The 24,367-nt window shown below is 42.0% G+C and carries 20 protein-coding genes and 3 pseudogenes; 4 read left to right on the top strand and 19 right to left on the bottom strand.

What is annotated here, in order from left to right; translation table 11 throughout:
* Nucleotides 1-2: 2 nt before the first annotated feature.
* The 4 genes from T543_RS14065 to T543_RS14050 all read right to left on the bottom strand — a co-directional run bounded on the left by T543_RS14065 (nucleotide 3) and on the right by T543_RS14050 (nucleotide 4,988).
* Nucleotides 3-1,334 (bottom strand): family 43 glycosylhydrolase, encoded by a 1,332-nt coding sequence (locus tag T543_RS14065; protein WP_255347227.1) that lies wholly within the window; start codon nucleotides 1,332-1,334, stop codon nucleotides 3-5.
* 95 nt (nucleotides 1,335-1,429) lie between these two features.
* A complete protein-coding gene (locus tag T543_RS14060; protein ID WP_035769685.1) occupies nucleotides 1,430-3,082 on the bottom strand; it encodes an ABC transporter substrate-binding protein in 1,653 nt (550 codons plus the stop codon).
* Nucleotides 3,083-3,138: 56 nt separating this feature from the next.
* A complete protein-coding gene (locus tag T543_RS14055; protein ID WP_035769684.1) occupies nucleotides 3,139-4,053 on the bottom strand; it encodes a carbohydrate ABC transporter permease in 915 nt (304 codons plus the stop codon).
* A 14-nt stretch (nucleotides 4,054-4,067) separates the two neighbouring features.
* Nucleotides 4,068-4,988, bottom strand: coding sequence for an ABC transporter permease (locus T543_RS14050; RefSeq protein ID WP_035769683.1), 921 nt, complete (start codon nucleotides 4,986-4,988; stop codon nucleotides 4,068-4,070).
* A gap of 239 nt (nucleotides 4,989-5,227) precedes the next feature.
* On the opposite strand from T543_RS14050, the gene T543_RS14045 reads away from it, so the two are divergent.
* On the top strand, nucleotides 5,228-6,280 hold the full coding sequence (locus tag T543_RS14045; protein WP_035769681.1) for a LacI family DNA-binding transcriptional regulator: 1,053 nt from the start codon (nucleotides 5,228-5,230) through the stop codon (nucleotides 6,278-6,280).
* 43 nt (nucleotides 6,281-6,323) lie between these two features.
* Here the strand turns inward: T543_RS14045 and T543_RS14040 are convergent, their stop codons facing one another.
* From T543_RS14040 to T543_RS14010, 8 genes and pseudogenes are all read right to left on the bottom strand, one after another.
* The gene (locus T543_RS14040) at nucleotides 6,324-7,070 is read right to left on the bottom strand and encodes an amino acid ABC transporter ATP-binding protein (protein ID WP_155843328.1); all 747 of its coding nucleotides are present in this window, start codon (nucleotides 7,068-7,070) and stop codon (nucleotides 6,324-6,326) included.
* Nucleotides 7,067-7,735 (bottom strand): amino acid ABC transporter permease, encoded by a 669-nt coding sequence (locus tag T543_RS14035; RefSeq protein WP_035769676.1) that lies wholly within the window; start codon nucleotides 7,733-7,735, stop codon nucleotides 7,067-7,069. The genes T543_RS14040 and T543_RS14035 overlap by 4 nt, the downstream gene beginning before the upstream one ends.
* Before the next feature lie 11 nt (nucleotides 7,736-7,746).
* Nucleotides 7,747-8,406, bottom strand: a complete 660-nt coding sequence (locus T543_RS14030; RefSeq protein WP_035769673.1) for an amino acid ABC transporter permease — start codon at nucleotides 8,404-8,406, stop codon at nucleotides 7,747-7,749.
* A 2-nt stretch (nucleotides 8,407-8,408) separates the two neighbouring features.
* On the bottom strand, nucleotides 8,409-9,068 hold the full coding sequence (locus tag T543_RS14025) for a methionine ABC transporter permease (RefSeq protein ID WP_035769670.1): 660 nt from the start codon (nucleotides 9,066-9,068) through the stop codon (nucleotides 8,409-8,411).
* Nucleotides 9,061-10,074, bottom strand: coding sequence for a methionine ABC transporter ATP-binding protein (locus T543_RS14020; RefSeq protein WP_035769669.1), 1,014 nt, complete (start codon nucleotides 10,072-10,074; stop codon nucleotides 9,061-9,063). Before T543_RS14020 ends, T543_RS14025 begins: the two co-directional genes overlap by 8 nt.
* 2 nt (nucleotides 10,075-10,076) lie before the next feature.
* Nucleotides 10,077-10,802 (bottom strand): annotated as a pseudogene (locus tag T543_RS16605) (MetQ/NlpA family ABC transporter substrate-binding protein); the annotation flags it as partial.
* A gap of 78 nt (nucleotides 10,803-10,880) precedes the next feature.
* A pseudogene (locus tag T543_RS16600) lies at nucleotides 10,881-11,813 on the bottom strand (transporter substrate-binding domain-containing protein); the annotation flags it as partial.
* A 115-nt stretch (nucleotides 11,814-11,928) separates the two neighbouring features.
* Nucleotides 11,929-12,555 carry a GDSL-type esterase/lipase family protein gene (locus T543_RS14010; protein ID WP_035769667.1) on the bottom strand — a complete coding sequence of 209 codons (627 nt, stop codon included), beginning with the start codon at nucleotides 12,553-12,555 and terminating at the stop codon, nucleotides 11,929-11,931.
* Between the two features lie 228 nt (nucleotides 12,556-12,783).
* On the opposite strand from T543_RS14010, the gene T543_RS14005 reads away from it, so the two are divergent.
* Nucleotides 12,784-13,944: an endo-1,4-beta-xylanase gene (locus tag T543_RS14005; RefSeq protein ID WP_035769666.1), complete on the top strand. Its 1,161-nt coding sequence runs from the start codon at nucleotides 12,784-12,786 to the stop codon at nucleotides 13,942-13,944.
* A gap of 78 nt (nucleotides 13,945-14,022) precedes the next feature.
* Here T543_RS14005 and aat read toward each other — a convergent pair whose 3' ends face one another.
* From aat to T543_RS13990, 3 genes are read right to left on the bottom strand one after another with little or no spacing between them, the layout of a single operon-like run.
* Nucleotides 14,023-14,712, bottom strand: coding sequence for a leucyl/phenylalanyl-tRNA--protein transferase (gene aat, locus T543_RS14000; RefSeq protein WP_035769665.1), 690 nt, complete (start codon nucleotides 14,710-14,712; stop codon nucleotides 14,023-14,025).
* 12 nt (nucleotides 14,713-14,724) lie between these two features.
* Nucleotides 14,725-16,941 (bottom strand): AAA family ATPase, encoded by a 2,217-nt coding sequence (locus T543_RS13995; protein ID WP_081830094.1) that lies wholly within the window; start codon nucleotides 16,939-16,941, stop codon nucleotides 14,725-14,727.
* Nucleotides 16,941-17,240 (bottom strand): ATP-dependent Clp protease adaptor ClpS, encoded by a 300-nt coding sequence (locus tag T543_RS13990; protein WP_035769661.1) that lies wholly within the window; start codon nucleotides 17,238-17,240, stop codon nucleotides 16,941-16,943. Before T543_RS13990 ends, T543_RS13995 begins: the two co-directional genes overlap by 1 nt.
* Before the next feature lie 173 nt (nucleotides 17,241-17,413).
* Here T543_RS13990 and T543_RS13985 point away from each other — a divergent pair, with 173 nt between their 5' ends.
* A complete protein-coding gene (locus tag T543_RS13985; protein ID WP_035769660.1) occupies nucleotides 17,414-17,866 on the top strand; it encodes a hypothetical protein in 453 nt (150 codons plus the stop codon).
* Here the strand turns inward: T543_RS13985 and T543_RS13980 are convergent.
* Entirely contained in the window at nucleotides 17,844-18,872 is a 1,029-nt protein-coding gene (locus T543_RS13980; RefSeq protein WP_035769658.1) for an NAD-dependent epimerase/dehydratase family protein, read from the bottom strand. The genes T543_RS13985 and T543_RS13980 overlap by 23 nt on opposite strands.
* A 300-nt stretch (nucleotides 18,873-19,172) precedes the next feature.
* On the opposite strand from T543_RS13980, the gene T543_RS15950 reads away from it, so the two are divergent.
* On the top strand, nucleotides 19,173-19,328 hold the full coding sequence (locus T543_RS15950; protein WP_155843304.1) for a hypothetical protein: 156 nt from the start codon (nucleotides 19,173-19,175) through the stop codon (nucleotides 19,326-19,328).
* A 53-nt stretch (nucleotides 19,329-19,381) separates the two neighbouring features.
* On the opposite strand, the gene T543_RS13975 is transcribed toward T543_RS15950, so the two are convergent.
* The 3 genes and pseudogenes from T543_RS13975 to T543_RS16085 form a co-directional block, all read right to left on the bottom strand.
* Entirely contained in the window at nucleotides 19,382-20,941 is a 1,560-nt protein-coding gene (locus T543_RS13975; RefSeq protein WP_035769656.1) for an ABC-F family ATP-binding cassette domain-containing protein, read from the bottom strand.
* A gap of 205 nt (nucleotides 20,942-21,146) precedes the next feature.
* Nucleotides 21,147-22,550 carry a hypothetical protein gene (locus T543_RS13970; RefSeq protein ID WP_035769654.1) on the bottom strand — a complete coding sequence of 468 codons (1,404 nt, stop codon included), beginning with the start codon at nucleotides 22,548-22,550 and terminating at the stop codon, nucleotides 21,147-21,149.
* A 341-nt stretch (nucleotides 22,551-22,891) separates the two neighbouring features.
* Nucleotides 22,892-24,367: pseudogene (locus T543_RS16085) on the bottom strand (hypothetical protein); the annotation flags it as partial.

Here is a 24,367-nt window from a genome sequence, read left to right as displayed (position 1 = left end):
CCTCACTTGCCATAAATCACTACATTGTCCGCTTGTGCTCCGGAGAGGTCCAGCTTCCAGTCTGCACCCTGCGCAGCATATATGCGGTTCGATAATGCCTTATTGCCGTCAACGTAAATTACTACTATATCTTTTTCCACTACAACATCCGTTTTGTAGGTTTTTCCTGCCTCCAGTTTCATAGCCTGAAAATTCGGAAATGCATTATAGGAAATATTGTCCTCTGCATTATCAACTGAGATCTTGTACTCTTCATTTAATTCACTGTTCGCAAAGGAAAGTTCGCATCTTCCATCATCTTCAAGTGTTAAGTCAAATGAAAGATGGCAGGTATTTGGAACCTGTCCAAGATCAAGTGACTTATCTGCAGTTTCAGCAGAAAATATCTCTTTTGAAAAATACTCATTATATTGTTCAGGCATGCACACCCCTAATGTGGCATCCTCTAATTGTCTAAGTTCATATACAAGAACGCTTCCTGCCCATGTGTAGGAAAGACTGTCGCTTTCCCTTTTTTTGCGATCAAGAAATCCTATAAGATATCTTTTCCCGTTGTATTCACATGTCTTTGCGGCATAAAAACCGTTCCCGTCGAAGGTGTCGATCTCAGGTTTTTCCCAAGGTCCAAAAAAGCTGTCTGCTACACGATAATAAACTACATTGTTCCAGCTAAAAACCATGTAGTACTTGTTCCCCAATTCAAATACATCAGGACATTCCATAAAATACAGATCTTTACTTGTGTAAAAATCACCCTTAAATGTCCAGTTTTCAAGATCCTGCGATTCGTAATAGACGATCGCGCTTTCTTCTTCGTTTTCTTTTCTTGCACCAACAAGCATTATGTATCCGTCATCTGTGCGGAGTATCTGAGGATCACGAAAATCCGTTGTGCTGTACCCTTCAGGTGCATGTATTATTTCATCATAGTTTTTTGTATACTTTTTGTTGTCTTTGCTTGTAGCGTGCATTACGCACTCTTTATCAAGACCGTACAGATCATAATAATCGTTATGGCCTGTGTAAAAGCAGTGGTAGATGCCTTTATCGTCTTTTATAAAAGAGCCGGTTCCTACTGCAAGATCCTGCTTCTCTGAGTCTTCCGCAAAAGGAAGTACCTCATTCTTATCCTCAAATCTTAGAAAATCTCTGGTATAAAACTGATGTATCGGATGGTATCCGATTCCGTTATTGTCTGTTTCATACAGATAGTTCAGATATACACCATTATCGTCTGAAAGCGCCATCACATCTCCCACATAGCTTTCCTCTGCTCTGGGAAAAAGACATTCTGTTTCGTTTTTTGAAGCACAACCTGATAAAGTGCATATCATCAAGCTCAGTAAAGCAATAGTTTTAAATTTCATCTTTTAAAAAAGAGGGAGGAGAAATCTCCCCCCTCACCTTTCCTTTTTAAAGCTGCCTTGTCTTATTTGTAGAACTCATCAAGATATTTCTGATAGATTGAAAGGTACTCATCAAGACCGTAAGCGTTAACCTGGTTCAAGTACTCATCCCACTCTGCATCTGTAAGACCGTTCATAACGAAGTTACTTCTGCTTGAGTTGATGTAGCTGATAAGGTCTGTCTGGATTGTTGTAAGCTTCTCTGTATCTTCAGCTGTCATGAATACGTTAGGATATACATATTTGCAGTGCATATCATCTGTGTAGTATTCCTTGATCCAGTCAAGACGATACTGAGCATCATCAGGGCATGTTACATATACACCGTAGTACTCATCAAGGATTGCAAGAGGTCCGCCTACGCACTCAGCTTCACGAACTTCAACAGGTGATGCATCGCCAAGAGGAGCATGCTTAAGCATCTTTTCGCCGTTCTCGTTCTCTGAAAGCTCGAAGATATCGAACTCGTCATCCTCACCATAGGTTCCCCAGTTGTTCTGAGGTGACTGGAAAGGATCATACATAAGGTCAAGCCATGCACATACAAATGCAGGGTTTTCACACTTAGCTGTTACAACACATCTGCCGCGGTCAAAACCTGATGTAAATGAACCATTAAGAGGTGTTACGTTCTTGGTATCAGCTTCAAGTGCTGCAAGAGGCACGAAGTCTTCAAGGTTATCTACGTTAGCAACGTCCCATGTAAAGCAAACGCCATATCTGTGAGATTTACCCTTAGCAACGTATGTTGACCAATCCTGTGTGAAGCACTCAGGATCGATAAGACCCTCATCATAGAGCTTGTGGAGCCACTGCATACCTGACTTAAAGCCCTCTGTTGTAGCTGTGCAGATAACCTTCTTGTCATCTGTTACAGCGATGTGCTGTCCTATATCGTTGTCACCGTAGCCTTCGCCAAATCCGTTGATAAGAAGGCTGGGATCCTGATCGTTCATGATGCATGACATAGGGATGATGTCACCCTCGATGCCAAACTCTGCCTGAAGCTCTGCTGCGTGATCCTTGAATGCAAGGAGAACCTGCTCGAATTCATCTACAGTTGTAGGAGTCTCAAGTCCAAGGAAATCAAGCCACTTCTTGTTGATATATGTGAAGTTGTTACCTACAGTCTGGATTGCTGTCTTGTTTGAACCAAGCTGCTCGATCCACGGAAGTGCCCAGATGTGACCCTCTGAATCCTCACACATTGCGCGGTATTCAGGATATTTATCAAATACTGCCTTAAGGTTAGGCATGTTGTTATCGATGTACTCTTCTACAGGGATGATAACGCCCTGGTCAGCATACTTGATAAGGTCAGAATTGCTGAAGCCTGCGTTAAATACGAAATCTGTAAGAGCATCCTTGTTTGCCATGTTAAGCTGGATCTTGTCTCCCCACTGATCGTTTGAAATTGCTGTCCAATCAACGTGTACGTTTGTCTCTTCCTCAAGTCTCTTGAAGATTGTTCTGTTGTTGGGCTCAGACTCAGTTCCTGAAGGATAGCTTATTGTACCTGTGATAGTAACCTTGTCCTGAAGCGGGAAACTAAGATCATCAGCTGATACTTCAGCTGCCCCGGATCCAGTTGCCTGCTTACCGCAACCTGTGAGTGCACTTGCTGACATTGCTAACACAAGTGCTGTTGACAGTAGTTTCTTTGTGTTCTTTTTCATTGTCCTCTCCTTTTTAATCCTTTTTGCTATATTCAACCCTAATTTAGGAGGATTGCTCAACCTTTTACTGAACCAACCATGATTCCTGCATCGAAATACTTCTGGAAGAACGGATACATTACAACAAGCGGTAAGCTTGAGATAATGATCGTTGCATATTTAAGAAGCTCTGCGAGCTGTGCTCTCTGTGCTGTACTCTGCATATCAGCAATCATTCCCGGATCAGGCTCATTCTGAATAAGAATTGCTCTAAGTACGAGCTGAAGGGGCTGCTTGCTTGCTGAATTAAGGTAGATCATTGCATCAAAGTAGCTGTTCCACATTCCTACAAACTGCCACAAAATGAGCACTGCTATAAGCGGTGTACAAACCGGCATCAGTATTCTGAAGAAAAATACAAGTTCATTTGCTCCGTCAACATCAGCTGCTTCTCTAAGCTCTGAAGGAACTCCCTTGTAATATGTTCTTGCGATGATCATGTTCCATACACTGAAGGAACCGGGAAGGATAACCGCCCACATACTGTCCAGAAGACCCATGTTGCTGATAAGAAGGTATGTAGGGATAAGTCCGCCGCCAAAAAACATTGTTATAATGAAGATCGTGTTAAAAAATCCCTTACCCTTAAAGTCATCACGTGACATGGGATATGCACAAAGCAGTGTGATGAATACTGAGATAACCGCAAATAATACTGAGTAAAGAATTGCGTTACCAAAACCGATCCAGATCTGTGAATTGGTCATTACACGCTCATATGCTGTAAGTGTCCATTTGCTGAGATCAAAAACAATACCTTTATTCTGAAGTGTTATCGGATCCATAAAGGAAGCGACTATGATGTATACGACAGGTCCGATTATTGCGAGTACGAAAAGTCCAAGTAATATGTATCCTGCAAGGAGAAAGATCTTATCTCCCATGGATGCCCTTGCAAACTCTGTCTTTTTAAGTTTAAGTGCTTTTTCCATTTTGATATCTCCTCTTATAATCCCTGTCCGTCATTCAGCTTCTCTACTATCTTATTTACTACTATAAGAAGTATTACATTGACGATCGTGTTAAAAAGTCCAACCGCTGTTGAGTAACTGTAGTCACCGTTAAGCAAACCTTTTTTGTAAACGTAGGTTGCTATGATTTCTGATGACGCAAGGTTCATGTCTGACTGAAGAGCATATGCTTTTTCAAATCCGATGCTCATGATGTTACCTGCCTGAAGTATGAACTGGATAACTACCATATCCTTGATCGCAGGCCATTCAACTGCTTTTATCTGTTGCCAGATATTGGCACCATCGATCTGTGCTGCTTCCTTTAGTTCCTTACTTGCATTTGACAATGCAGCGGTGTACATGATCGAAGCCCAGCCTGCACCCTGCCAGATACCACTTATGATGTAGATCGGTCTGAATGCTGCAGGTATTGTAAGGAAGTTGATCTTTGTTCCAAGCATCATGTTGAGTGGTCCTGTTACTGAAAGAAGGATTCTGACCATACCGCAAAGTACGATGACTGAAATGAAGTTCGGCATATACAGTACAAGCTGTATCTTCTGCTTTATCTTGCTGCTTGTGATTCTGTTAAGAAGAAGTGCAAGAATGATCGGCATCGGGAATCCCCAAAGCAATCCGAAAATACTAAGCTTAAGTGTATTTACAAGATATTGCATGAAATCGGGGGATGATAAGAATTGTTTGAAATACTTAAGTCCAACCCATTCACTTCCGAGAATTCCTTTGAAGGGATTGTACTTTTGAAACGCGATCAGAACTCCCCCCATCGGAATATACCTGAATACTATTGTCAGTAATAATGCAGGTCCTAAAAAGAAAACATACAACTGCCAATGTTGCTTTATATAAATAAGCGTGTTGTGTATTCTATTATCTTTTGCTTTTGCTTCCATCCGTAACTCCTCCAAGCGTGTGTTACATTTGCACAACTGTGTTTTACATGTGCAAAATATATCACAGATTAGAAGCGGTGTCAATATGTTTATTTTACATTTGTAACAATGTGATTTACATTTGACACTCTTAGTTTTACATTTTATAATTGAAAAAGCTAGATAAGCCCAGATGAAGCGTTTCTGCTTCTTTTACATAATAAGATGATTGATAATTACATTAGGAACGGAGAATAAATATGGCCTCAAAAGTCACATTACAAGATATTGCTGATGCTCTTGGAGTATCCAGAAATACAGTTTCAAAAGCTATCAATAATACCGGTGTTCTGGCAGAAGCTACCAGACAGAAGGTTTTGGAAAAAGCAATTGAAATGGGATATAAACAGTTTTCCTATGCAAGTTCAATTGCAGATATCAAAAATCCCAATATTTCACAGCAAAAAGCCTCCGGCGAGATTGCTCTCTTTACCGGAAGCTTCTTAAATAATTCTCACTTTGCTTCGACCATGCTCGATAAATTCCAGCATGAGATATCCCTTTTGGGATACAGTCTCTCAATGCACAGAGTTGATGAGTCTAACATCCAGGATCTTAGCCTGCCCATCTCTTTTATGTCAGACAATGTCAAAGCCATCATGTGTATTGAGATGTTCAATCAGCGGTACTGCGAGATGCTGTGCAACCTGGGGCTCCCTACACTTATGGTAGATGCCCCTGTTTCAAGCTACTGGAGACCGCTTAATGCCGATATACTCCTGATGGACAATTCATCAAGCATATATACGGTTATTAATGATATGAAGAAAAAGGGGATCACCAGGATCGGATTTGTCGGACAGGTTACGCACTGCCGCTCTTTCTATGAGCGTTTCATCGCCTACAGAGAGGCTCTGTATATCAACAACCTTACCTCCGATGAAAAGTTCTGCCTCACAGAAGTTCATCCACATGATCTTGAATATAAAGAATACTTATTCAAAGCTCTTGAAAAGCTTGATGAAATGCCGGAGATGTTTATCTGTGCCAATGATTTCGTAGCTCTGGATCTAATTTACGGATTAAAAAAGCTGGGCATAGAATGTCCCCGGGACATAAAAGTATTTGGCTTTGATGATTCTCCGGAATCAAAGATCATGACTCCATCGCTTTCAACAAGCCACATACACAGCCAGATAATAGGTTATTCCGCTGCTAACCTGCTTATTTCCAGGATAAAGCAGCCGGAACTCAACTACAGGATTACTTATACAGAAACCGATCTGATATACAGAGATTCAACAAAAATATAAAGGTTTCTGTTTTCCCGACAAAAACAAAAACCTTTAATTATTCTTACTCCTTCTCATAGGAGAAGGAATCGAGGAATTTTCTCAGCCTGTCAGACTTTGGTTTTTCAAAAAAGTCTGACGGCGGTGCCTCTTCTACAATTCTTCCACCATCAATAAAGATCATCCTATCTGCTACAGCTCTTGCAAAAGACAGTTCATGTGTAACAATCAGCATTGTCCTGCCCTCTTTTGCCAGGGATAATACTACATCAAGGACCTCCCTTACCATCTCGGGATCAAGCGCCGCTGTTATTTCATCAAGAAGAAGAACCTCCGGATGCATCATCAGAGCCCTTATTATAGCAACTCTCTGCTTTTGACCACCGGAGAGCTGCCTTGGATAGCTGTCTTTTTTTGATAATAAACCTACTCTTTCAAGAAGCATCAGGGCTTCTTTCTCTGTTTCTCTTTTATCCGCTTTCTTTACATGAAGTGGAGCAAGTGTCAGATTCTGCAGTACTGTCTTGTGTGGAAACAATTCATAGCTTTGGAAAACCATGCCTATCTTCTGCCTTACGCGGCTTAAGTTGTTGTTCCCGGGATTTATTAATTCTCCGTCAAGCAGGATCTCTCCATCATCTATCTTTTCCAGCGCATTAAGGCACCTAAGAAGCGTACTTTTTCCGCATCCGGAGGGTCCTACGATAACGACAACCTCGCCATATTCAACAGACAGGCTCACCCCGTCCAAAACATTTATATCCTCGTAATTTTTGGTTATTTCCTTTATTTCCAATACTTTGCTCATTATGTTTCCCACTTTTTTTCAAGATATTTTGACAGGCGGCTGATTGGCCAGCAAGCTATAAAATACAAGAGCATGATCGTCATAAATATGCCAAATGCCGCATTGGGAGAGCTTTTTCTGTTAGCCTCTATGATCTGCTGACCTACCTTTAGCACTTCAACTATTCCTATCATCATTATCAGGCTCGTCGTCTTGATCATACGTGTTATCAGATTTATTGACTGAGGTATCATGCGCCTTACAATCTGCGGAATGATGACATATATATAAGTCTGGAGCGTAGTAAGCCCCAGTGCCATACTGCTTTCATACTGCACAAGCGGAATGCTCTTTAGTGCGCCCCTCACCAGATCGGACATCTCTGCAGTTCCCCAAAATGAAAATACTATTATAGAAGAAACCTCAGCAGAGAGGCTTATTCCAAGCATCCTTGTTATTCCGAAATAAACTATAAAAAGCAGAACCATCTGTGGCATGATCCTGACAATTTCAAGATATATCCTAAAGACACTTTTAAGATAGGGGATATCAAGCGCCATCAAAATGCCTATCACCATCCCAAGTGCGATACTTATAACCACAGATATCATGCTTATTTTCAGTGCCACACTAAGCCCCTGAAACAGCCTTATAAAATTACTACCTTTAAATAAAACTTCAAATCCCATATTCTGCCTTCTTATTGCCCAAGCATCCTGTATCTGTACTTTTTCTCTGCATAACTCCCCAGTATTGAAACCGGAAGGAGCATTACTATATAAAACATTACAAGTAAAAACAGAGCCTCTGTCGTGTCATAGTAAAGGCCTATAAGATCCTTAGCAGTAAACATCAGATCCATCAGACTGATTGCCGAGAACACGCTTGTTTCCTTAAGAAGAAAGATAACATTTGCAATTATTGCAGGTAAGCTAAGAGTCACTGCCTCAGGAAAAATTACAAATAAAAATACCTGTAATCTTGTCATTCCAAGTGCAAGGGCTGTCTGAGTCTGAAGCTTAGAAACCGCATCAAGGCCGCTCCTTATTGCTTCAGACATATAACTGCCTCCTAAGAGTCCAAGTCCCAGAATCCCACAACTTTCAGCCGAAATTGACAGTCCTATCTTAGGAAGTCCGAAATAAATGAAGAACAGCTGTACAAGCAGTGGTGTATTCCTGAATAGCTCCACGTAAGCTCCTGCAATTTTTCCAAGAACCGGAATCTTAAAATGCGTAACAAATGCAGAAAAAATCCCGATCACAAGTGCAAGTACTATTCCAAGCCATCCAATTTTTACTGTTAAAATAAATGCCTCTGCGTATTTGGGAAAATATGAATATAAAACATCTACATTCATTTTTACCTCTTTCTGTGATCAAAATGCGCTGATATGCGGGTTCCCACACTCTGGATTATCTGGAATATCACGATCAGCAAAATGACCGTTATTATCATGATATCTGTCTGCCATCTGTAGTATCCGTATCTGACCGCTATATCTCCGAGTCCACCGCCTCCTACTGTTCCTGACATTGCAGAATATCCGAGGAGAATTCCGGTTGTAATAGTAAACCCTGTCATAAGGGATGTCTTTGCTTCAACAAGCAAAACCTTCGTAATTATCTGGAAATTACTTGCTCCCATAGATCTTGCAGCTTCTATCACACCGCCGTCCACATCAGTTAATGATGACTCCACAACCCTTGCTATATACGGCGCTGCGCATATTACAAGCGGTACGATAGTAGCAGTCGAGCCATAGCTTTGACCGACTAAAAATCTGGTAAGAGGAATAAGCAGAATGAGCAGGATCAAAAATGGAATACTTCTTATAATATTTATTATGAAATCAAGCACACCATATATTACTGCGTTTGGCTTAAGCCCCTTTTTGCCGGTGACATAGAGGATAACACCTACAGGAAGCCCTATGATATATCCGGCAATGACTGACAAAAAAGTCATGTACAGTGTTTCTCCTATGCCTCTTATGAGCATTTTAATTACATTTTCATTCATTCTCCGAAGCCTCCGACACTGTTAGATTGGCTCTTTTAAGCTCATTTATGATCTCTTCCTGCTTTTCTTCATCCTCGGGAAGATCCAGGATCATTTCTCCCACAGCCTTTCCCGCGATGTTCCTGGTATCTGCCTTAAGTATGTTTATCGGCACTTTGCATTTAAGTATAAGATTTGCTATAACCGGCTCGTATGCTGAGTTTTCCTTGAAAACAATTCTTATCTTGTTTCCGGTATTGAGCTGTTTTACAGGTGTATAGGTATTTCTTTTTCCTGATAGAAGCTCTTTTGCAGCATCTGACTTGGGGTTAGCAAATATCTCTTCTACAGAGCCTTTTTCTACAAGCTTTCCGCTGTCAATGATCGCTACATTTTTACATACATCGGTTACAACTGACATCTGATGAGTGATGATTATCACCGTGATACCGAGCTTTTCGTTGATCGATCTGATAAGTTCAAGTATAGATGCTGTAGTCTGGGGATCGAGTGCGCTTGTAGCTTCGTCGCAGAGCAGAATGTCAGGGCTAGTCGCAAGTGCTCTTGCAATTGCGACTCTTTGCTTCTGCCCTCCTGAAAGCTGCGCGGGATACGCCTTTTCCTTATCCTCAATGCCTACAAGCTTTAGAAGTTCCCTTGCCTTTTTCCTTGCATCGGATCTTCTTATTCCGCTTATTTCCAAGGGAAAGCACACATTGCCGAGTACATTTTTCTGCTCCAGGAGGTTGAAATTCTGAAATATCATCCCGATATTGCTTCGCTTTTTTCTAAGCTCCCGTTCAGATAAACTGCCAAGCTCTATTCCTTCTATAAAAATGCTGCCCTCAGAAGGTTTTTCAAGATAGTTTATGGATCTTACCAGTGTACTTTTCCCGGCACCTGACATACCGATGATCCCATATATATCGCCTTTTTCAATAGATAAGTTTATGTCTTTCAGTGCAACGATCGTATGTCCTTCGATATCAAATTTTTTCGTCAGATTTTTAATCTCAATTATGCTCATGATCACTCCAAAAATACTACTGCACCGTCATAAGTATCTTCAATGAACTTCTTGATATCATCTGATCTGAGAACGCTCACAAGAGCCTTTATCTTATCCTGATCTTGATTTCCGTCTTCTACTGCAATAATATTCACGTAAGTCTGTGCTGCGATAGAATCAGAAGCTTCATAAGCAATTGAGTCTTTCTTTACTGAGTATCCTGCTTCCAAAGCATAATTGCCGTTTAATACTACATATTCAACTTCATTTATTACTCTTGCTACCTGTGCTGCTTCAAGTTCTACAAACTCAAGGTTATAAGTATTTTCTTCGATGTCGTTTACTGTTGCTGTAAGTCCTGCTCCATCCTTTAACTTAAGAAGTCCGTTGTCCTGAAGAAGCAGGAGCGCTCTTGCTTCGTTTGTTGTATCATTGGGAATTGCGATCTTATCGCCTTCTGCTACATCATCAAGGCTTTTCTTTGTTCCGGGATAAATACCGAAGGGCTCATAGTGGATTCCGCCTGCATTTACGATGTGTGTTCCCTGCTCCTCGTTAAAGCTCTCAAGGTAAGGAACATGCTGCATGTAGTTTGCATCAAACTCGCCTGACTCTACTACAAGGTTTGGCTGAACATAATCTTCGAATTCAACAATATCAAGTTCGTATCCGTAGTCTTTAAGAATCTCTGCTGCTTTTGCAAGTATCTCTGCATGAGGAACAGGTGATGCTGCGATCTTGATAGTCTCACCGTTGCCGGGTACGATATCGGAAAGTGCATCTTCACTGCTTGCTGAATCTTCGCTTTCAGATGCGCCTGCTGCTTTTCCGCCTTCTACAACAAGTGTATCCTCGTAATCTGCGCCATAGGTATCAAGAAGAGTTGCTTCATAATCTGCATGGAAGAACTGCTCATTTCCAAGGCTCTCGATCTCTGAATTGATCCAGTCAAGAAGTGATGAGTTGCCCTTAGATACTGCAGGTGCAATGGTATCCTGACTTCCAAGTGAAGGAATTCCTACAACATATCCCTCATTTTCAAGAGAATATGCGATTACTTCTGTGTTGTCGTTTGCCCACGCAACTCCTGTGCCATTTTCAAATGCTGTCTTTGCTGATGCGTATGTGTCAAACTTCTGAAGCTTGATCTCGGGATTTTCTTTCTCAAGATAGGTCTCAGCTGTAGTTCCTGAGATTACGATCACCTGATCGTCAGCTCCGATCTGGCTAAGATCCTCTATTACGTTGTCCTCATGTGATACAACTCCAAGTGCTACGTTCATGTAAGGGAGTGCGAAGTCAACTTTTTCTGCTCTCTCCTCTGTAACTGTGAAGTTTGCAAGAACTATATCAACTTTTCCTGTCTCAAGATATTCAACTCTGCTTGCAGCCTCTGTTGATACGTAGTTGATCGAAACTCCGAGGTCCTCTCCGATCCTCTCTGCGAAATATACATCATAGCCCTGATAGTCACCGTTTTCATCGACATATCCAAAAGGATTCTTATCTGAGAAAACTCCGATATTTATTTCACCGCTCTCCTTGATCTCATCAAGGGTTCTGTATACTTTGCTGCTATCATCAGTACTTTCAGCCGCATCTTCCTGTGCATCAGATGCTTCAGTATCCTGTGCAGTATCTTCTGACTGGCTGTCAGCCTCGGCGGCTTTACTTTGTCCGCATCCTGCTATGACTGATGCTCCAAGTCCAAGTGTTAATGCTCCTGTAAGAAACTTTTTTAAGATGTCTTTTTTCATAATTTGTACCTCCTTCAAATTTGTTGGGTTAATACTATCATCTGCTCCTAAGCACCCGGACATATTACTTTTCCGGGATATTGACATATGACAACACATGACTTTATTCATTTTTCTACATGAAGTTCTTACTGTATTTTTCATAAATAGCCTCCGCCAGTATTTGGTGTCCTTTCTCATTCAGGTGTTCATTGTCTGCATCATCAGGCTTTGCCTGATCAGATGCGGCAAGAAATTGTGTTCCTCGTCTTTGTGCGATTTCTTTGTAAACGTCCTTTAATTCATAACTGATCTCAACTGAATGTTTATTAAATTCAGGATCCTTGTCAGGCCTCCATACATCCTGTCCCAGATGGATCGGTGATATAAGAAGTATCCTGTCAGGACTTACAAATTTTTCTATCTCATCAAGACACAGTTCAATTCCTTTTCCTATCATGTAGGAAGATGCTCCGTATATGCTTTTACAATCATTTGTGCCAAGCATCAGAAACACTGCTTTTAGAGGATTGTGGGTTTCAAGTATGATAGGTAGTGTTGATAGTCCTCGTCTTCCCTGTCTTATCTCATCTTCAAATATAGTTGTTCTTCCGCAAAGACCTTCCTCACAGATCTGCGCATCAGGTAACTTATTCTGTAAAATACCTGTCCACCGTTTTTCGTAAGGGTAACGGATATAGTTTTTTGAACCCGGAATAAATCCCCATGTATTTGAATCACCATAGGCAAGTATTGATTCCATATGCTCCGCTCCCTTCGTTTCTTGATGGTTCATAGCTTAGCATTAAAACTCCGCCTTGAAAAATCAATAGATTTTATCATCTGCGATAAAACAGGCTTATCACACATGGCTATCACTTTAGCAATAAAGCTCAATATCTCCACAATTAGTGAGTAGTTGCGGCCTTTAAGTTCATTTATATTTAGGTAAGGGAAAAACCCGGCAAAAAACAAAAAAACGGAGGGAACAATGAAAAAAAGGGGAATTTTTAGCAAAATTGCAGCCTTGTCACTTGCCTTGTGCGTTTTAACAGGATGCGGCAGCGCAAAGGCCAATACTAAAGTCCTAAAGGACCTTAGCAAGGACTATTTCACATTTGGAGTGGGGATAAACGGAAGCACGCTTGAGAATCAGACACTCAACATACCGCAGTACATGGAGCTCGCTAAGAAAGAGTTCAACAGCTGTACCATGACAAATCTTATGAAGAGCGGATATATCCTGGATCAGTTTGGTTCACAGGAAAACTATAAAAACGGAAGCGAAGAACCCGCTCTTAACTTCATGTCTATCGATCCTACATTAGAATGGTGCAAGGAGAATGGAATGAGAATGCGTGGTCATACTCTTGTATGGCATACTCAGGCTCCCGAGTGGTTTTTCAGAGAGGGATATACTGACGAGGGAGAATACGTTGATAAAGAAACCATGCTTGTCCGTGTAGAAAGCTATATAAAGCAGCTCCTGACACACGTGCAGACAGAATATCCCGGTGTCATCTACTGCTGGGATGTAGTAAACGAAGCTGTCGATCCCGAAAGCGCAGATCCTGACAGCGATTTTAAATGCCGCACCAAAATAGGCGATGCACCAAATCCCTGGTATGAAACGATAGGCCCGGATTATGTCGAAATGGCATTTACTTATGCGCGTAAATACGCAGATAGCGATGTAAAACTTTTCTATAACGACTACAACACCTATCAGGCGCCTAAGACAACAGCCATCTACAATCTGTGCGAGTCTTTAAAGGAAAAGGGCCTGATTGATGGTATCGGAATGCAGGGATATTGGGGAATAGATTATCCTCCAATGACTGATATAAAGAGAGCTATAGAAAAATTTTCAGAGCTAGGGCTTGAAATCCATATCACAGAGCTATCCGTAGGTGTTGATGAAGAATCAGAAGAAATGTTCAAAAAACAGGCTGACAAATACGGAGAAATCTTCTCTCTTCTGTGCGAAATGGACACTCAGGGCGGTGGTCCCGCGAATATTACCAACGTTACCGTATTTGGTCTTGTTGATCACTATCGCCCAGAGGATGGCACAAATTCACGCCTCTTTGATAAGGATTATCTTCCAAAGCCGGCATATTATGCGGTTGCAAACGCCTTAAAAGGTAAGTGATCAAAACTTCCCGCATTCCAAGAGGCCATGCACCCGCTCCCAGGCTCCTCCGGTGAGAATTAAATACGCAGGTCTTGCTTATGTCGGAAGGATATTGTAGGTTGGGGTCATTTTTTCGGGATGGAGACCTTCCTGAAGATATTGGTAGTACTCTTCCCAGGATATTCTGACGCCTCCCATACTTTCCAAATGATCTGTATGAAACTGGCAGTCGATCATTACATAATTATTGGCTGCCAGGATCTTGGAAAGTGCATAAAGTGCTATCTTGGAACCATTATCCATTTCTGAATACATGCTCTCTCCAAAAAAGCATTTCCCAAGACTGACACCGTAGAGCCCGCCTGCCAATTCGCCATCTGTATAAGCATCTATGCTGATCGCAAGCTTATTGTCAAACAGGTTCTTGTAGGCTTTTTCCATGTCATCTGTTATCCAGGTTCCCTCGTTAAATTCACGCTTAACTCTGCATCTGTGCATAGTATCAGCAAAATCGCGGTTTTGCTTAACGGTTATCTCATGCTTTTTCATGAATTTGCGAAGTGAATGCGATACGTGAAGCTCTGCGGGCCTTATGATGAATCTCTCTTTGGGGCACCACCACAATATAGGCTCGCCCTCGTTATACCACGGAAAAATCCCATTGCTGTAAGCCAGAACAAGGCGCTCCAAGGATAAGTCTCCGCCTATTGCAAGGAGCCCGTCATCATCTGCCAGTGTAGGCAGGGGAAAGCTTATTTCGTTGTCATTTAGCTGAAAAACAGGCATTTTCTACCTCTGTTATTTCTTTGTTGTACTTACGGAAAAACCTCCGTCCTTTACTGTGATCGTGATCTTTCCGCCATTTTTCAATTTTCCGAACAGAATCTCATCAACAAATAGAGGCTTGATGTCATTTCTGATCACGCGGTCAACCTCTCTTGCCCCGAATTCCTGACTGATGCCGCGCTTTTTGACAAGGTCTTTAGCTTTTTTATCGGCTTTTACCTCGATTTTTTTAGCCCTTAGCTGCTCACTCATTTCGGCAAGCTTTTTGTCTACAACTAGCTCTGCCATAGCTTCGTCCATGCTGTTAAAAGCAACGATCTTGCTTAATCTGTTTCTGAACTCAGGCTGAAATGTCTGTTTTACAGCATCCATAAGTGCCCCATTATCGTAGCTTTCGCTGATAAATCCGATTCCGCTCTTTCCAAGGCGATTGGCGCCTGCGTTAGATGTCATTATGATTATGACGTTCCTGAAATCCGCTTTTCTTCCCTGGTTATCCGTGAGCGTCGCATAATCCATGACCTGCAAAAGCACGTTGAAAATATCAGGATGAGCCTTTTCAATCTCATCAAGAAGAAGCACCGATGAAGGGTTTTTCCTTATTTCTTCTGTCAAAATGCCGCCATCTTCGTATCCGACATATCCTGCAGGAGATCCGATAAGTTTGGCAACAGAGTGTTTTTCTCCGTACTCACTCATATCGAATCTGATAAGCTTTGAGCCAAGTTCGTCCGCAAGACTCCTTGCGATTTCCGTTTTGCCGACACCTGTAGGTCCAACGAACAGAAGACTGGATAAGGGTTTATTCTCATCTGCAAGACCTGCCTTGGAAAACTTAACTGCATTGACAACCTGGCTGATCGCCTCATCCTGTCCGAATATGCGCTTTTTAAGGCGATCTTCAAGAGTCTTTAGTCCCGCCATATCATCCGTCTCAACGGTTTCTATCGGCACTCTGCAGATCTTAGTGAGGATTTCGTTTATCACATCTTTATCTACTGTCTGTTTCTTTTTGTCTGTGGGATGAAGCTTTCTGTAAGAGCCTGCTTCATCAATTATGTCTATCGCTTTGTCAGGAAGAAATCTCTCATTTATGTATTTACTGCTCATTTTTACGGCGTATTCTATTACACCTTTTTCATATTTTACGCCGTGATATTCCTCGTATTTAGCCTTTAAGCCCTCGAGTATTTCAACGCTTTCATCTTCGCTCGGCTCCTTAATATCTATATTCTGGAAGCGTCTAACAAGGCTTTTGTTTTTCTCAAAATACTTCTTGTATTCCTCGAAGGTTGTCGCTCCAATGAATCTGATATGTCCGTCAGAGAGGTAAGGCTTTAACATGTTCGATGCATCAAAAGAGCCCTCTCCTACAGCACCGGCGCCGGACAGGTTGTGAATTTCATCAATATATATTATCGGTTTTTCTTCTTTGCCAATTTCATTAAGAACCTTCTTAAAGCGCTTCTCAAAATCGCCTCTGTACTGCGTTCCCGCAAGCATTCCGCCCAGGTCAACAGAAAATACCTTAGCTCCCTTTATTGCATCGGGAACTTTGCCTTCTCTAAGCAGCTGCACGAGACCGTATGTGATCGCCGTTTTGCCAACTCCCGGCTCTCCTATGTGGAGCGGATTGTTTTTATCCTTCCTGCAGAGGATCTGGATTGTTCTCTCCAGCTCATTTTTCCTGCCTATAAGAGGATTTACATCAGTCAAAGTTTCATTAAGGCATGGTGCATAGAGCTTCCAGTTGTCACCGTGGCTGTCAGCCTCTCCCGGCTGCGCAGTCTCGGCAACAAAGGCTTCGAGGTCCTCTAAATTGGCGATTTCCTGCAATAGATCTGCCTCAGCTATCTGTTGCTTTTCCATATAATACAGAGCATAGCTGTTATCAAGGCTCCAAAAAGCATGGACCAGATGCCTAATATGAACCTCATCACTTGCACTGTTGTAGGCGCTCTCCCCTGCAAAACTTATCAGAAAATTAAGAGTCGCAGAAAGCTCGGGTTCTTTTCCCTTCACCTTTTCAACATACTCATCTATGTACTTAATAAGATCTGCGGAAAGAATATTAAGGTCTCCGCCGCACTCCATAAATGCTTCTCTGAATATTGGTGTCTCCGCTATAAAAAGAAGCACCATTTCAGGAGTTACATATTCATATTTATTGGCTTTTGCAAATGCTATCGCCTTCTGTAATACTTCTGTTGCGTCTTTTGAAAAATCCATCATGCTTCCTCCACTGTCATTCTAAAGGGATATCCCTCTCGTTTGGCACGGTTAAGCGCACTTGTAACCTTGGTAACTGCGATATCGTAAGGATATTTTCCGACTACTGCCTTGCCCTTTTTATGGACATTGAGCATGATTGCCTGCGCTGTAACTTCGTCTTTGTGGAATATATCTACAAGTACTTCTACCACAAATTCCATGGTAGTAAAATCGTCATTATGCATCACCACGTTGAATTGGCGTGGTTCCTTTATTTTGCTTCTTGTTTTCTCTTTTGTTGCGTCTTTCGTTGCCATATTTTCTCCAATATTTATCTGTGTTTTCCTCTAAAGAGGCTTTAATTCATTCTATACCATTTCACAAGAAAAAGGGTTATTTTTCCAAAAGCAAAGCCGATATACTAAATAGTAATATCCGCAAGGATGGCAGATATTCGGTTTTCCACGGAAAGGATTATAGGAGGTACTCTATGATTCAAACATCGAATATTAACGAACCCAAGCATAAAATCTACACTTATAGCTTCACTACAAAAGGCGATTCCATCGATTCTTTTTCTAAGATTCTGGATAATAAATCACAAGCGATAACAAAAGATAAACGTCCATGCGAATATTTCCGAAATGCTGACAGCACAGGGGCTATTTCATACGGACGCGCTACTTTTATGTGTGATAAAGAAAATAACAGACTGCTTCTGGGAGATTGCAGCGATGAGAAAAACTGCCTAAGGATAAAGCTCTCAGGAGGCGGATCTCTTGTGGTAAACAGAGATAATCTGGATGAGCTGGTACAGAGTATCAGCATGTTTTCAGCAAAAGATCAGGGACTGATAATGCGGGCCATCCAGCAGGATAAGATTGCACAGAAAGCCCGCGATTACCAGAAAACTGACAGCCTTATGGACGAACTGCCTTCTTAGCATTCTCCATAGCTTCTATGACTTTGTCACAGAACTCATCGTATTTAGGGTCTTCCTCATATTTATCTTCATGAGAAAGAATGTAATCAAGAGACATCCTGACTCCCTTGTGGAAAGGCACATTGGTAGTCATCTGCGGAACAAGTCTCTTTAGTTTACTATTGTCAAAAACAACCGATACAGACTTATCTCCTATAAGTCCGCCCTCAAAATCATATCCGTAAAGCTTGCCTGTGCTGCTTAAGAACTCAGATGTAACATAATAAGGCTTGTACTCAACACCCAAAGCATCTGCAATGGTTTTGTGGATCTGATCCCATGTAAGTGTCTCATCACTTGTTATCTGAAAAGCCTCACCGATTGCATGTCTGTTTCCCATAAGACCGGTATATCCAATAGCAAAATCGCTGTTAAATGTAACTGTCCAAAGTGAAGATCCATCGCCCTGCACGATAACAGGTTTTCCCTGCTGCATTCGCTTTATTACCTGATAAAAGCCCTTATCGCCGTGAACACCTACAGGAATACTCCTCTCATCATATGTGTGGCTGGGTCTTACTATCGTAACCGGGAAGCCTTCTTTTCTGTATTTTTCCATCAGGAATTCTTCGCAAGCGATTTTGTTTCTTGAATACTCCCAATGCGGGTTTGCAAGGGTTGTTCCCTCTGTGATCACATAATTAGCCGCAGGTTTATTGTATGCAGATGCAGAACTTATGAAAATATACTGCTTTGTTTTTCCCTTAAAAAGCCTGTAATCACGCTCTACTGCAGAAACATCAAATGCAATAAACTCGCTGACAACGTCAAACTCCATCCCCTCAAGCTTCTTTGCAGCGTCTTCCTCGTTATAGATATCCGCCACAATCTGCTTAACACCTGCAGGAACGCTGTCACTTCTGTTTCCCCTGTTCAGAAGGTAGACTTCCCACTGCGGATCCTCTGCAAGACGTTTCACTATCCCCATACTGATAGTGCCTGTGCCACCTATAAAAAGTGCTTTCATTTTGCTATACCTCCATCTGTAATCTAATGCTTTTGTTGCTTAGTCTTACTTTGATTCTATAGTTCTTCTTATTCCTCGTCCACCGGATTTTTTCTATCTTTTGACGGCTTTTTATTATGAAAGTGGATGCCGCCTTTGAAATTTTCATAAAAAAAATGTAAATTCACATAGATGCAAATTAATATTTTTTTTAGTCACCGGATGCATTTTGGACACATTCATGGATTAAGATATCAAAAATGAATTTTTTGATGCAGTATAAATCGACATTATGTCCTCGGTTTTTTTAGAGGTTTGGCTATGAATACAAATGATTATAAAGATAATTGTATAGATGTTGTTGAATACAACGGTAAATATACAGATGCTTCAGTCGTAAGAAATAAGCTCCTTTCTGCAGGAGCTTTGGTGTTAGTGGTAATATGTGCTGCCGTTATTCCGATCCTCCTGTTCTAAGAAGGCTTACGGAATAACAGCATTTATTATTTTGTGGCCCCGTGGACAGGATATTAAATCTTAGTAGTCCACTTGGTGCAATCGACAATCTCAGTAGCCAGATCCTCATAAAAATCTGGCTCATGGCACACCATAAGGACAGTTCCCTTATATTCTTTAAGAGCTCTGTGCAGCTCTTCTTTTGCGTCCACATCAAGATGGTTTGTAGGCTCGTCAAGTACCAGGATATTGGATTCTCTGTTTATGAGCTTACACAGCCTTACTTTAGCCTGCTCACCACCGGATAAAACCTTACATTTGCTTTCTATGTGCTTGGTCGTAAGTCCACATTTTGCAAGAGCGGAACGCACTTCATACTGTGAAAAAGAAGGAAATTCGTTCCATATCTCTTCCATGCAGGTTGTCTCAATATCAGGCGACATCTCCTGCTCAAAATATCCTATTTCAACATTTTCTCCGCGCTCAACTTTTCCGGATATAGGCTTAATAAGTCCAAGCAGGCTCTTTAAAAGAGTGGTTTTTCCGATACCATTTGAGCCTGTGAGCACAATAAAAGTATTCCTTTCGATCATCATGTTAAGAGGACTTGATAGCGGTTCATCATAGCCTATAACCAGATCTTTTGCTTCAAAGAGCACCTTACCCGGAGTGCGTGCGGTCTTAAAATTGAATTCCGGCTTTGGCTTCTCCTGTATTTTCTCTATGATGTCCATACTGTCAAGCTTCTTCTGCCTTGCCATAGCCATGTTTCTGGTAGCAACTCTTGCCTTATTTCTGGCAACAAAATCCTTAAGATCCGCTATTTCCTGCTGTTGTCTGTTATAAGCAGCCTCTCTCTGAGCCTTTTTCATCTCATAGACTTCCATGAATTTGTCATAGTCGCCCACATATCTGTCAAGGCTGTGCGTCTGTCCATCCATGTGATAGATGATGTTTACCACATTGTTGATAAACGGAATATCGTGTGAGATCAGGATAAAAGCATTCTCGTATTCCTGAAGATACCTTGTAAGCCACACGATATGCTCAGCATCAAGATAGTTCGTAGGCTCATCAAGAAGCAGGATATCCGGCTTTTCCAGGAGTAGTTTGGCAAGAAGAATCTTCGTTCTCTGACCTCCTGAAAGCTCTGTTACATCCCTTTCAAGACCTAGTTCCAAGAATCCCAGAGCTCTTGATACTTCCTCTATTTTTGAATCGATAAGATAAAAATCGTGATTTGTCAGAAGGTCCTGGATCGTCCCGAGTTCTTCCATGTACTCTTCAAGCTGCTTTTCATCTGCCTCTGCCATGGCATCACAGATTTCATTCATCCTTCTTTCCATGTCAAAAAGCGGTTCATAGGCTGAAGCAAGTACGTCTCTTATTGTCATGCCTTCCTTTAAGACAGCATGCTGATCGAGATATCCAACCTTTACATTTTTAGCCCATTCGATCTTACCTGCATCGGGCATAAGCTTACCGGTGATAATGTTCATGAAAGTGGATTTACCCTCTCCATTAGCACCGACAAGCCCTATATGCTCCCCTTTTAGAAGCCTGAATGAAACATCGTCAAAAATGGCGCGGTCACCGAAACCGTGTGTGAGATGTTCAACGTTCAAAATACTCATTTAACAATTTCCTTCCTTAAGCAAAAATTCTGCTTCTTCGCTCAAGTCAGATTACCACGTCATCTCTTCAATGTACATAGGTTTTTGTTTTTCCTCAGAAAAACCGGAATCGCCCGCAAGAAGTCATAGTTTTATAATTGCAAGGTTGTTTTATTATCCTTATACCTGGCATCTTTTTATCCCCCTCTTGTATCTGTTTTGTATCTCACGTTTTGTCAAAATACAGCTGCTTTGCAGTTGTTTTACTTATAAGCCCCGGTACTATGCTTACGGTCTTAAAAAGGCTCTTATGGCTGACTTTTTCTGCAATATCCTTTATGGACAGCTTTTCATTTTCGAAAGCAGAATCTTCAAGCACTCTGATATGACCTGACTCAAGTGTGATATCTGTCACCGGGTTTCTATAGCTGAAATAATCTTCATCAGCATACAGCTGTGCTTTAAGGTTGAGCAGCCTGTTTTCCATAGCTCTAAGCTCCTCCTCGGTAAAACAGAGGTCTGCGAGATTATCTCTTAGTACTTCAGCCGTTAATTTGTTCATGATCACGTCAGCTGTTGCTCTGCGCATAACAAGCATATCTGTTGGTGTCGTCATGCTTTTTCTTGCAAGAACTTCATCATCCACAGTTCCCATGCAGCCATCATTGTCGATGCCCTGAATGCCCTTTATCTCAACTTCTCCCTTTTCCCTGTTCTTCCAGACAACGTTATAAATGATATGTCTTTCGTGTCTGTCAAAGTTACCGCAAAGGTAGTCAAGAACCTGCATATCAGCAATATCTCTCTTGAGCTGACCGCTCTTATTCATAACCTCTTCACTCAAAAGCTGGATCGGATCAGCATCTGCAGGAACCTCCTGCCATCTGCTGATATTCACAGCCCTGAAATTAGCCAGGTCACTGCCTTTTGCCCTGTCCATCGCAATTCCTTTTTTGATATTGCCGTTTATATCAAGCTCAACGAACTCCGATTTTGCTACTATCTGAGGATTGCCGATAAGTGTTGCCACTTTTGACATTGCAACATTCCTTTTGGCTATAGCCTCTCCTTCATCTACTCCGAGAATCCGGTCATATGTATAGCAATCGGAATAGTAGTGCTGCGCCTTTTTTTCAACAATGTACAGAAGTCGCTTCTTTTCTGCACTGGCGTAGTCATTTTCAAATGCATTATCTCCGTAAATATGGTTGTAATATACTTTGATTTTCTTATGCTCCAAAGAAAACTGGCCCGAAAATTTATCCGAAACGATCAGAGCTGTTCTCTCTTTTTCTGACCAGTAATCTGCCTCGGGATAATAATCCTTCAAACGCATATTAAGGCCATTGGCGCAATTGCCCAGAACGTAAAGTACATTTGTGCCGCCTCTTTTTATAAAATCCGTTATTCTGTCAACAGAAGGAAGCTCTGATACGTAATCTATGAATTTGGAAAGCCCGTCTCCGGGACTTGTATGATATGATTCTTCCGTGAAAAATATGTCTTTTTCGCAGTCATCCATTTTTACATGCATCAGTACTCTGACACCCGAATCTACTGATTCAACTCTGGCAACGGCACCTGTCATTTTGCCGCCCATAATCCTTATATTTTCCGGTAAAATACTCATTATTATTATTACACCCCCCTAACAAAAAAAGAGGAAATTCGTCGAAATTTCCAATAAGAAAAGAATGTCGCTCGCGACATTCTCGCGCCGAGCGCGGTTGCAGAATGCAACATTTTCCTTTCGCGCGAGTGCGCATCCTCGCGGAGCGTTTTTTATTGAATAGGAATTTCGGAGAAATTTCCTATTCAATAAAAAATGACTTTCATATATCTTATGAAAGTCATTTTAGTATCCTTTGTCCAACAATTGTCCAACAAAGCTCCAAGCCATTGATAAATACTGGCTCTATTTTATGATATATCAGCGAGAAAACTCCTTCCGACATAGTCGGTGGGGGTAGTTCATTTTGCAACCACTTTGTCACCCTTATGACGTGTGATAGATGATTCAGCCCCTGTAAGGATCGCATTTTTAACGTAGGTATTAACTATTTCTTTATAAGAAGTTTTGCCATCCTTTTCAAATCGCGAGATCAGGGCGCTAAATTCGTCATCCTCATAGCTGATCGCCATTACGAAATCATCTTCCATCTTAAGGAGGATTGTAGCGTTCTGGCTGCCTTCTGAAACTATGGTAAAGTCATAGCCCTCTCCCTCAAGGAATCCTGTCATGTCTGCAACAGCGCCCATTATTGCGCCGTCTGCCTTCTCAAAATCAAGTTCCTTGGCATTGGACATTCCAAGAGCCATTTCCATTTCATTTATCTCAGCATCGAGAGATGCTTCCTCTTCGCCTTCCTGAAGGAGTGAACCTATTGTAGGTGCCTCCTCGGTTATTTCGCTCAGATCCATTCCCGGAATATCAAGCGGCGGAATCTCCAGATCGATCATATCCTCCTCTGCCGGAGCTTCTTCAATTACCTGTTCCGCCTCATCGAATGTGGGGATTTCGACTGCCACAGGGGTTTCTTCGATCACTGGCGCTGCTTCTTCTGCTGCTGGCACTTCTTCGATCACAGGTGATGCTTCTTCTGCTGCAGGAACTTCCTCTACTGCTGGCATTTCTTCCGGCATTGCGATTTCTTCTACCGCAGAGATCTCCTCTGCTACTGGCGCTTCTTCAATCACTGGCGCTGCCTCTTCGACTACTGGCACTTCTTCCGCTACCGGTACTTCCTCTACTACAGGCACTTCCTCAACAGCAGGTATTTCCTCTGGCATTGCTACTTCTTCGACCGCGGGGATTTCCTCTGCCACAGGCGCTTCTTCTATCACTGGCGCTGCTTCTTCGACTACTGAGGCTTCCTCTACTGCCGCTACTTCCTCTACTACAGGCGCTTCCTCAACAGCGGGTATTTCCTCTGGCATTGCGATTTCTTCTACCGCAGGAATCTCCTCGGGCATTGCGATTTCTTCTACTGCAGGAATCTCCTCTGCTACTGGCGCTTCTTCGATCACTGGTGCTGCTTCCTCTACTACAGGAACTTCCTCTACTAATGGTATCTCCTCAGGCATTGCTACTTCTTCTACCGCGGGGATTTCCTCTGCCACAGGCGCTTCTTCGATTACCGGTGCCGCCTCTTCAACTACAGGTACTTCTTCAATCACTGGTGCTGCTTCTTCTGCTGCAGGAACTTCCTCTACTGCTGGCATTTCTTCCGGCATTGCGATTTCTTCTACCGCAGGGATTTCTTCTGCTACCGGTACTTCCTCTACTACTGGCACTTCCTCTACTGCTGGTATCTCCTCAGGCATTGCGATTTCTTCTACTGCAGGAATCTCTTCTGCCACAGGCGCTTCTTCGATTGCCGGTGCCGCCTCTTCTACTACAGGCGTTTCCTCTACTACAGGCACTTCCTCAACAGCAGGTATTTCCTC

The organism is Butyrivibrio sp. NC2002 (assembly GCF_000702265.1).
Lineage (GTDB): Bacteria > Bacillota > Clostridia > Lachnospirales > Lachnospiraceae > Butyrivibrio.
Note: the sequence above shows the minus strand (reverse complement) of the source record. Positions and strands in the feature narration are given on the sequence as shown.

Excerpts from the sequence above, each read along its gene's own strand:
- T543_RS14030 (WP_035769673.1), bottom strand. The coding sequence starts at position 8,406 with ATGAATGTAGATGTTTTATATTCATATTTTCCCAAATACGCAGAGGCA.
- T543_RS13985 (WP_035769660.1), top strand. The coding sequence starts at position 17,414 with ATGATTCAAACATCGAATATTAACGAACCCAAGCATAAAATCTACACT.
- T543_RS15950 (WP_155843304.1), top strand. The coding sequence starts at position 19,173 with ATGAATACAAATGATTATAAAGATAATTGTATAGATGTTGTTGAATAC.
- T543_RS14065 (WP_255347227.1), bottom strand. The coding sequence starts at position 1,334 with ATGATATGCACTTTATCAGGTTGTGCTTCAAAAAACGAAACAGAATGT.
- T543_RS13970 (WP_035769654.1), bottom strand. The coding sequence starts at position 22,550 with ATGAGTATTTTACCGGAAAATATAAGGATTATGGGCGGCAAAATGACA.
- T543_RS14025 (WP_035769670.1), bottom strand. The coding sequence starts at position 9,068 with ATGAATGAAAATGTAATTAAAATGCTCATAAGAGGCATAGGAGAAACA.
- aat (WP_035769665.1), bottom strand. The coding sequence starts at position 14,712 with ATGCCTGTTTTTCAGCTAAATGACAACGAAATAAGCTTTCCCCTGCCT.
- T543_RS14020 (WP_035769669.1), bottom strand. The coding sequence starts at position 10,074 with ATGAGCATAATTGAGATTAAAAATCTGACGAAAAAATTTGATATCGAA.
- T543_RS13980 (WP_035769658.1), bottom strand. The coding sequence starts at position 18,872 with ATGAAAGCACTTTTTATAGGTGGCACAGGCACTATCAGTATGGGGATA.
- T543_RS14010 (WP_035769667.1), bottom strand. The coding sequence starts at position 12,555 with ATGGAATCAATACTTGCCTATGGTGATTCAAATACATGGGGATTTATT.
- T543_RS13975 (WP_035769656.1), bottom strand. The coding sequence starts at position 20,941 with ATGAGTATTTTGAACGTTGAACATCTCACACACGGTTTCGGTGACCGC.
- T543_RS14005 (WP_035769666.1), top strand. The coding sequence starts at position 12,784 with ATGAAAAAAAGGGGAATTTTTAGCAAAATTGCAGCCTTGTCACTTGCC.
- T543_RS13990 (WP_035769661.1), bottom strand. The coding sequence starts at position 17,240 with ATGGCAACGAAAGACGCAACAAAAGAGAAAACAAGAAGCAAAATAAAG.
- T543_RS14050 (WP_035769683.1), bottom strand. The coding sequence starts at position 4,988 with ATGGAAGCAAAAGCAAAAGATAATAGAATACACAACACGCTTATTTAT.
- T543_RS14045 (WP_035769681.1), top strand. The coding sequence starts at position 5,228 with ATGGCCTCAAAAGTCACATTACAAGATATTGCTGATGCTCTTGGAGTA.
- T543_RS14060 (WP_035769685.1), bottom strand. The coding sequence starts at position 3,082 with ATGAAAAAGAACACAAAGAAACTACTGTCAACAGCACTTGTGTTAGCA.
- T543_RS13995 (WP_081830094.1), bottom strand. The coding sequence starts at position 16,941 with ATGGATTTTTCAAAAGACGCAACAGAAGTATTACAGAAGGCGATAGCA.
- T543_RS14035 (WP_035769676.1), bottom strand. The coding sequence starts at position 7,735 with ATGGGATTTGAAGTTTTATTTAAAGGTAGTAATTTTATAAGGCTGTTT.
- T543_RS14055 (WP_035769684.1), bottom strand. The coding sequence starts at position 4,053 with ATGGAAAAAGCACTTAAACTTAAAAAGACAGAGTTTGCAAGGGCATCC.